Annotated in this window: 6 protein-coding genes and 1 pseudogene; 5 read left to right on the top strand and 2 right to left on the bottom strand. The window is 70.7% G+C overall.

The features are described 5' to 3' along the window. On the bottom strand, positions 1-2,850 hold a 2,850-nt coding region (locus ABZ570_RS26495), incomplete at its 3' end, for a M14 family zinc carboxypeptidase (RefSeq protein WP_358069092.1). Between the two features lie 259 nt (positions 2,851-3,109). Between ABZ570_RS26495 and ABZ570_RS26490 the strand changes: the two genes are divergently transcribed. From ABZ570_RS26490 to ABZ570_RS26470, 5 genes are all read left to right on the top strand, one after another. Next, positions 3,110-4,288, top strand: a complete 1,179-nt coding sequence (locus ABZ570_RS26490; RefSeq protein ID WP_358069089.1) for a YncE family protein — start codon at positions 3,110-3,112, stop codon at positions 4,286-4,288. A 239-nt stretch (positions 4,289-4,527) separates the two neighbouring features. Then, the gene (locus tag ABZ570_RS26485) at positions 4,528-4,974 is read left to right on the top strand and encodes a hypothetical protein (protein ID WP_358069086.1); all 447 of its coding nucleotides are present in this window, start codon (positions 4,528-4,530) and stop codon (positions 4,972-4,974) included. Beyond that, positions 4,971-5,384: a hypothetical protein gene (locus ABZ570_RS26480; RefSeq protein WP_358069083.1), complete on the top strand. Its 414-nt coding sequence runs from the start codon at positions 4,971-4,973 to the stop codon at positions 5,382-5,384. Before ABZ570_RS26485 ends, ABZ570_RS26480 begins: the two co-directional genes overlap by 4 nt. A 402-nt stretch (positions 5,385-5,786) precedes the next feature. Next, on the top strand, positions 5,787-6,992 hold the full coding sequence (locus tag ABZ570_RS26475) for an IS110 family transposase (RefSeq protein WP_358069080.1): 1,206 nt from the start codon (positions 5,787-5,789) through the stop codon (positions 6,990-6,992). After that, a complete protein-coding gene (locus tag ABZ570_RS26470) occupies positions 6,992-7,303 on the top strand; it encodes a hypothetical protein (RefSeq protein WP_358069095.1) in 312 nt (103 codons plus the stop codon). The genes ABZ570_RS26475 and ABZ570_RS26470 overlap by 1 nt, the downstream gene beginning before the upstream one ends. On the opposite strand, the pseudogene ABZ570_RS26465 reads toward ABZ570_RS26470, so the two are convergent. Then, a pseudogene (locus ABZ570_RS26465) lies at positions 7,284-8,071 on the bottom strand (alpha-L-fucosidase). The gene ABZ570_RS26470 and the pseudogene ABZ570_RS26465 sit on opposite strands and share 20 nt — an antisense overlap. Between the last annotated feature and the right edge of the window lie 26 nt (positions 8,072-8,097).

Genomic DNA, 8,097 nt, shown 5'->3' with positions numbered 1-8,097 from the left:
CTCCCGCAGCCGTTCCCGGCCGCGCGGGGAGAGCCGGACGGTCGCCTCGTCCCGGCCCGCGTCCCGTAGCGCGCGGACCAGGTCACCCAGGAACGGGTGCTCGTCGACCTGGAGGCCCTCCGGGTTCGGGATCACCAGGTAGGCGGAGGAGTCGGCCACGGACGTCCGTGCGGCGTCGGTGAAGCCGGCCACGACCTGCCGGGTGCGGGCCAGGTCGCCGGCGGCCACCTCGATGGTGATCGGCCGCCACTCACCGCCCAGGTTCTCCGGGGCCGCGGCGGCGGCAGCGGCGGCGCGGGCCGGATCGACTCCGCCCGCACGCTGCGGCGCGACGGTACGCGCCGCGGGGCCACCCGCCGTCGGGTAGAGCAGCGCGTTGGCCACCAGGTGCAGACCGTTCTCGTTGTACGCCCGGAACAGCGGGTTGAACGCGAACAGCACCGCTCGCCCGGCACCGGTCGGCTCGTCCACCAGCGCGACCGTCCCCTTCAGCGCGTCGCCGTGGACGGTGTAGCCGTTGGACCAGAAGGTGTCACCGGACGGGTAGCGGAGCACGTTGGTGCCGGTGCTGCTCGGGCCCAGAATCGGGTCGCCGTTGTTGAACTCGAAGTCCTCCGCGGGGCGGCCCAGCGCGACCGGGCTGTTCTGGTTGACGTCGACCCGCAGGTGCGAGCCGATCACCTGGTAGCCGGTCGGCTTCTGCCGTTCGACGGTGGAGGTGAGCCCGGCGGCCCGGGCCAGGCGGGTGCCCTCGTTGCGCAGGCCGATGTAGGTGTGGCCCTGGGCGATCCAGTTCCGCAGGTTGGCCTGCCCGGTGGCGGTGAGCCCGCCGGTCGCGCTGCTGCCGTCCGGCACGAGCAGCACGCTGCGCTCGGTGAACGCCGACGTGTTGTCGTTGATGTCGGCGGTGGTCACCGGCTTGAGGTCGAGCCCCCACCGCTTGCCGAGCATGTACCGGGCCTCGCCGTGGGAACCGGAGGTGGTGGAGATGCCGGTGCCCTGGAACAGCCCGACGTCCGGCAGGCCCACCGGCGTCCCGTTGGCCGTCGCGTCCTGCGGGTTCAGGGTCACCCCGAGCGATCGGGCGAGCTGGTCGATCTCCGGGGTCAGGCTCTTCGCGGGGAATCCGACCACGCCGGTGTCGAGGTCACGGACGAGCGGCACGCCCTGGCCGAGCAGCCGGAAGGTGAGTTCGGCCGCCGCCGCGGAGTCCAGCGGGTACGCGTACGAGCCCTTCGCCCCGGCCGCCGAGGTCTTGCCGCCGGAGATCCCTCGGACCAGTTGCGCCTGCGGCCGGACGTCGTCGCCGGTGTAGATCGTGTCCACGCCCATCAGCAGCGGGTTGCTCCAGGACGACACGTCGTAGAAGTAGGGGAACGGGACGTGCGGGTCCTCGCCCAGGATCGCCTGGATCCAGTGCTTCTGCGGCTGGTCCATCGGGATCCAGTACGCGCCCTCGGGCACGGTGACGTCGGTGGCGGTGCGTCCGCCGAAGACCCGGGCGCTCGACACCCGGGTCGACTTGGTCACCTCGTACACCTCGACGTCCATCCGGCGCAGCCGCTCGACCAGCTGGCGTACGTCGGCGAGCTGGCGGTCGGGGAGCAGGAAGTAGGACCGGATCTTGACGTCCGGCACCGGGAACTGGACGGTGTTGGTCGGCTGGACCACCTCGTTCGGCTCCAGGGCGCCGGCCCGCCCCTGTGCGAGCGCGTCCGTCCAGATCTTGTAGTAGCCGGTCAGCAGCTCGTGCTTGTGCGCGGCGGCCCAGCCGAGGGTGGACCACTGGGTGTGGAACTGCTGCTGCACCCGGTCGGCCACCGCCGAGGAGCTGCCCTTCTCGAAGGTCATGCCGGCGGCGCCGAAGCCGGCGGCCGGCACGGTGTCTCCGTAGCCCATGAAGAACAGGTCGTACGTCGAGTAGTTGAAGTAGCACTCGGTCGTGACGGCACCGCCGCAGGCGCCGTTGTAGCCGAACCCGGCCTTGTTGGCCTCGCCGATCCGGTTGATCCAGTCGACGGCCTCACTGGCGATCTCGTGGTGGATCGGGTCGGCGTTGGGCGGGAAGAAGTACTGCCGGCCGCCCATCTCGTGGGCGTCGATGAAGACCTGCGGCGGGTACTGCCGCATCAGTTCGATCTTGCCGTCGGTCTCCTGCTGGCTACGGGCGAACCAGTCCCGGTTCATGTCGAAGCCGTACTCGTTCTGCCGGCGGCTGGCGTCCCGCCCATCCGGGTTCTGCGTCGGCACGATGATCGTGACCAGGTTGTCGTTGCGCTGCTGCACCGTGCAGGACAGGCCGGCGGCCAGCTCGTACAGGGTCTTCAGGGCGGCGTCCGTGCCGCTCTTCTCGCCGCCGTGGACGTTGGCCGTGACCCAGACGATGGCCGGCCGGTCGGCCGCCGTGTCGGCGGCCTTGTGCGCCGTGGTCCGCCGCGGGTCCCGCAGGTCGCGGATGTCGTCGGCGATCTGCCGCAGGGTGCCCTGCTGGACGTGCCGCTCGCTGGAGACGACGGCGTACGGCAGGGGCTGGCCGAGTCCGCTGGTCGCCATGACGCCGGTGACCACGCGGTTGGAGGCGTGGTCGACGGCGTTCAGGTAGGTCCGGACCTCGTCGTTGGTGACCATCCGCTCCTGGCCGAGGCCGAGGGGGAAGCCGAGCACCGACTCGGGGCTGGGCACGGTGGACAGCCGGGCGGAGGGGTCGTTGCTGCAGGTGGCGGCCGGGGCGGCGGCGCCGGCGGGGGCGCTGATCGCGAGGGGTGCCGTGCCGGACAGGAGGAGGATCGCGGCGGCACCGGCCAGCCGTCGCGTGAGGATTGATCCGGGCGGTTGCTTCGACAGGGGCATGTCGGTACCTGTTTCCACTGGGAATTGCGACGCAGTGAGACCGGAGCCTATGGCCGGCCCTTTCCCCTGGTCAAGATTCATTCGCGTGGACATGGCCGCACGTCAACGCCTATTTGTCCGGGCGCTTCGCGCCGGGGCCGAGGCCGAAACGGCGGCGGGTGGGGCGGGACGACATGCCGTCATCCGACCGGGTGGGTCCGCGCCCGGCCTCCTGCTGAACCGGCCGATCGGCATCAACACGACAATTAGGATGCCGAGGGTGACGACCTGGCGGCGGAGTGGGCTTCTGGTGGGGGTGCTGCTGCTTCTCGGTACGGCCTGCACCACCACCGCCGACGACGACCGGCAGCGGCCACGGGCGATCCCGTCGAAGCCGGCGGTGGGGGCGTACGGGCCGTTGGTCGCCGGGATGCCCGCCTACCCGACCCCCGGCAACGTGTACGCGGGCGCGGGGCCGAACATGCTCGCCGGGCCGGTACGGGGCGACAAGGCGCTGGTCTACGTGCCGAACACCAAGAGCAACGACGTGTCGGTCATCGACCCGAACACCTACCGGGTCGTCGACACGTTCCCGGGCGGCCCGGAACCGCAGCACGTCGTGCCGTCGTACGACCTGCGGACGCTGTACGTGGCCTCCAGCAAGATCCCCGACGGCGGGCTCGTCCCGGTCGATCCGCGCACCGGCGAGCCGGGCGCGTTCCGGAAGCTGGAGGACGTCTACAACCTCTACTTCACCCCCGACGGCAAGCAGGCCATCGTGGTCGCCGAGGCCTACCAGCGCCTGGACTTCTACGACCTGGCCAACTGGCAGCGGGTGCGCTCGGTGCGGTTTCCCGAGTGCAAGGGCGTGAACCACATGGACTACTCCGCCGACGGCAAGATCATGATGTTCAGCTGCGAGTTCGGCAACCGGATGCTCGTGCTCGACACGGTCAGCCTCCGCAAGCTGCGCGAGTTCACCCTGACCGAGGCCGCCGACGGAATGCCGCAGGACACCCGCCTCACCCCGGACGGGCAGCACTTCCTGGTCGCCGACATGCACGCCAACGGCGTCTACGTCTTCGACGGGCAGGCGACCCGGCAGACCCGGTTCGTCCCCACCGGCAAGGGCGCCCACGGCATCTACTTCAGCCGCGACGGCAAGCTCGCCTACGTCACCAACCGCGACGCCGGCAGCATCACCGTGCTCGACCTGGCCAGCCTGAAACCCACCACCACCTGGACGATCCCCGGCGGCGGCAGCCCCGACATGGGCGGCCTGTCGGCCGACGGCAGCACGCTGTGGCTGTCCGGCCGCTACCACAACGAGGTCTACGTCCTGCGCACCGGCGACGGCAAGCTGCTCGCCCGTATCCCCGTCGGCAACGGGCCGCACGGGTTGACCATCTGGCCCCAGCCGGGCCGCTACTCCCTCGGCCACACCGCCAACATCCGCTGATCGCACCCGCTCGCCGGCCCCGCCAGGCAAGTGTCGGCAATTTGACAGCTGCTGCGGTGAGCGTCACGGTGATCCACTTGCCCCGGCGACTCCCGACATGCCGCGGACCTGGGCATATGTTGGATGCGTCGGTGGCACCGGCGCAAGTCCGGTATCACGTCGTCGATGCCGCGGGCGACGGGGGCTCACCGGCTTCACGTGCGTGGGTGCCGGAGCGCGGGTGGGGAGAGGGGCGAATCGTGAGCAGCTTCCAATATCTGGCGAGGCGGCGGGTGTTCGAGTTCGCCGTCCTCAGCACCGCGCCGGTGTGTGGTGTCCTGCTGACCGTGCTGCACGTCCGGCCCCAGTCGGTGGAGCTGACGATGCCCGGTGTCATCCGGGTGTGCTGGGAGTTCGGCCTCATCGTGGCCGGCGTGGCGGGTCTGCTCGGCATGTTCTGGCCGGGACAACTCGGCACCGGGCTCGGCATCGAACTCGCCGCGCTCCTGATGCTGGGCGCGATCGCCGCGATGTACGTCGTCTCCCTCCTGGTGTTCGCCGGGGAACAGGCGGTCGTGGCGGCGTCGTTCGTCGGCGCGGTGGCGTTCGGCTCCTGGCTGCGCTCCGCCGAGATCGTGCGGTCCCTGCGCTGGCTCATCCGCCTCCACCACGCGGGCGTCGATCCGTGCCCGACGAAGCAGACATGATCACCGCGCAGGACTCCGGTGCTCCCTACTGGGCGCAGGTCGTGATCTCCGCGCTCGGGTTGTTCGGCGGTGCCAGTGGGCTCGGCGTGCTCGCCACCGTCGCCGTGCAGCGGCGGAAGCTGAAGGCCGACACGGCCGGAGCGCTGACCGACACCGCGCTGGCCCTGGTGCAGCCGCTCCGGGCCCGCGTCACCGAACTGGAGGCCGAGGCGCTGACCGTCCGGGAACAGCTGACCGGCTCCCAGCGGGAACTGCGGGAACTGCGGGCGACGGTGTGGGAGTTGACCAGGACGCTGGAACGGTGGCGCGAGGCGATCATGGCACCGGGGGCGACGATGCGCCGGATACAGGCCCTCGTGGCGGAGGAGGAGCGGCGCCCACCGGGTCGCCCCCGACGTCGTGGCCCGTGACCGGTCGCGTCAGCCGTGCCCGTTGCCCCGGTGGAGGTCCAGCACCCCGGGCACGTCGGCGAAGCCGCCCACCACCCGGTGGGTCAGCTCCGCGCCGGTGTGCAGCACGGAGGCCCGGTGATGGTGCCGTCCGGCTTCGGCCCGACGTCGAGCAGCAGATTGCCCGTTACCTTTTTGATCGTCCCCAGCCGGGGACTGCTCGGTCGCCCGGCTCGGTATGACTTACTGCCCCTGTCGTACGCATGATCCGGGGGGTGTTGTCGCCGGGCCGGGTGGCGTCGATGGACCGCTGATAGGGACACGGCCGCCCGGGGTTGGGGCAGGTCTCTTCGTAACGTGGCTGCCGGCAGTCGACGCCAGACTGGCGACCGGGCCGGAGCGACGTCGCGGGGAGGCGATGCGATGCACGGCGACTACCAGGTGTTCCTCGGTCTCGATGTCGGCAAGGACGGCCACCACGCCGTCGCCCTGAACCGGGACGGCAAGCGGCTGCACGACGCCGCACTGGTCAACACCGAGGCCAAACTGCGGCAGGTGTTCGACAAGCTCGCCAAGCACGGCCCGGTCCTTGTGATCGTCGACCAGCCCGCTTCGATCGGTGCGCTGCCGGTCGCGGTCGCGCGGGCTTGCGGCCATCAGGTGGCCTACCTGCCCGGACTCGCGATGCGCCGGATCGCCGACCTGCACCCGGGCGCCGCGAAGACCGACGCCCGCGACGCCTACGTGATCGCTGATGCCGCTCGCACCTTGCCACACACGTTGCGCCGCGTCGACGTCGGCGACGAGGCTCTGGCCGAGCTGGAAGTCCTGGTCGGCTTCGACGACGACCTGGCCGGCGAGGCGACCCGGCTGACCAACCGGATCCGCGGCCTGCTCACGCAGATCCATCCCGCTCTGGAACGGGCGCTGGGCAAGAACATCCAGCACAAGGCCGTCCTCGAGTTGCTTTCGCGCTGCGGCGGACCGGCCGGGCTGCGCAAGGCCGGCCGCCGCAAACTCACCTCGATCGCGAACAAGAACGCGCCCCGCATGGGCGAACGCCTCGTCGAGCGCATCATGGCCGCTCTGGACGAGCAGACCGTGATTGTTCCCGGCACCGCTGCGGCCGAGACGATCCTGCCCCGGCTGGCCGACACCCTGCGCGACGTGCTCCAGCAGCGTGACCAGGTCGCCGCTGAGGTGGACAGGATGCTTGATGCCCACCCTCTTGCCGAGGTCCTGACCTCGATGCCCGGCATCGGCGTCAGGACCGCCGCCCGGATCCTGCTCGAAGTCGGTGACGGCAGCGCCTTCGCCACCCCAGGGCATCTGGCCGCCTACGCCGGCCTGGCCCCAGTGACCCGCCGCTCGGGCAGCAGCATCCGCGGCGAACATCCCGCCCGCGGCGGAAACAAGCAGCTCAAACGCGCCTTCTTCCTCGCGGCGTTCGCCGCGCTGGCCGACCCGACCAGCCGCGCCTACTACGACCGCAAACGCGCCCAGGGCAAACGCCACAACGCCGCCCTCATCTGCCTGGCCCGCCGCCGCTGCGACGTCCTGTTCGCCATGCTCCGCGACAAGGCCCCCTACCAGCACAGACCCGTGACCGCCCTACCATCGCCGGCGTGATGGAACTGGACCTCGACGACTTCGCCGCCGCCGTGGACAACCACGCCCCGCAACTGCGCAGCCTCGGCATCCAATGGCAGCTACACCGAGGCCCCACCTACGACAAGTCCGCAGCCTGGATCGACTGCACCAACGGCGATCTCGCCGGCTGGCTGATCGTCTGGACCAGCGGTGAGGCGGAACTGGAAACCGCCGACCTGGCCACAGGCTCGGTCGACAGCACCCACTACGAGTTCTCCGAGATCAACGACCTCACCACCTGCCTCGATGACCTGATCCGCCGGCTAACCCCTACAGGCTCGCCCGCTTGACAGAAGCCATAGGGACACCCCCCCGGGCGCCGATCACCTCGGCGAAGATCCGGACGAGCTGTCGCACCGACTTGTGGTGGTGGTCCTGCGGCCGGTAGCCCCACGAGTCGTTGATCGTGAGGCACAGCTTCCAGGGGCCGTCCGGCGCGGTGACGGGGAGACCCTGCTCGGGGGTGGCGTAGTCGCCGAAGCCGGTCAGCCGTCCGTTGAGGACGGTGTGCGGCGCGCGGGCCGGGATCTGCTCGCCGAGCGCGGCGAACCGCCACTGGCTCTCGTCGCGCTCCCACTGCCCGTCGAACCACAACAGATCGGGTGCGAACCGGTCGAGCAGCTCGTCGATCTGCGCCCGATGGAACGCCAGGAACCGCTCCCAGCGCCCTGGATCCTCCCGGCCCGGTGGCGCGTACGCCAGCGGGTTGTCGGAGTTCTCGTCGACGCTCGGGCCCCGGACGGTGGCGTAGTCCGGATGGGACCAGTCCGCGTGGGAGAAGTAGAGCCCGACCTTCAAGCCACGCCGGCGCATCGCCGCGACGTACCCGGCGACCAGGTCCCGCCCGGCGGGTGCCCGCCGTACGAGGACAGGTCGCCGGCGTCGGTGTTCCACAGCGCCACGCCGTCGTGGTGCTTGGCGGTGAGTACGGCGTAGCGGGCGCCCGCGAGGTGGAACAGCTCCGCCCACGCGTCCGGGTCGAACCGCGTCGCGCGGTGAAGCCGTCGAGCTGCCGCAGGTAGTCCTCCGGCGAGATCTCGCCGTTGAACATCGACCACGACTCGGTGATCCCGTTGACCGCGTA

The sequence above is a fragment of the Micromonospora sp. NPDC007271 genome, from assembly GCF_040634005.1.
In the GTDB taxonomy this organism is placed as follows: domain Bacteria; phylum Actinomycetota; class Actinomycetes; order Mycobacteriales; family Micromonosporaceae; genus Micromonospora.
Note: the sequence above shows the minus strand (reverse complement) of the source record. Positions and strands in the feature narration are given on the sequence as shown.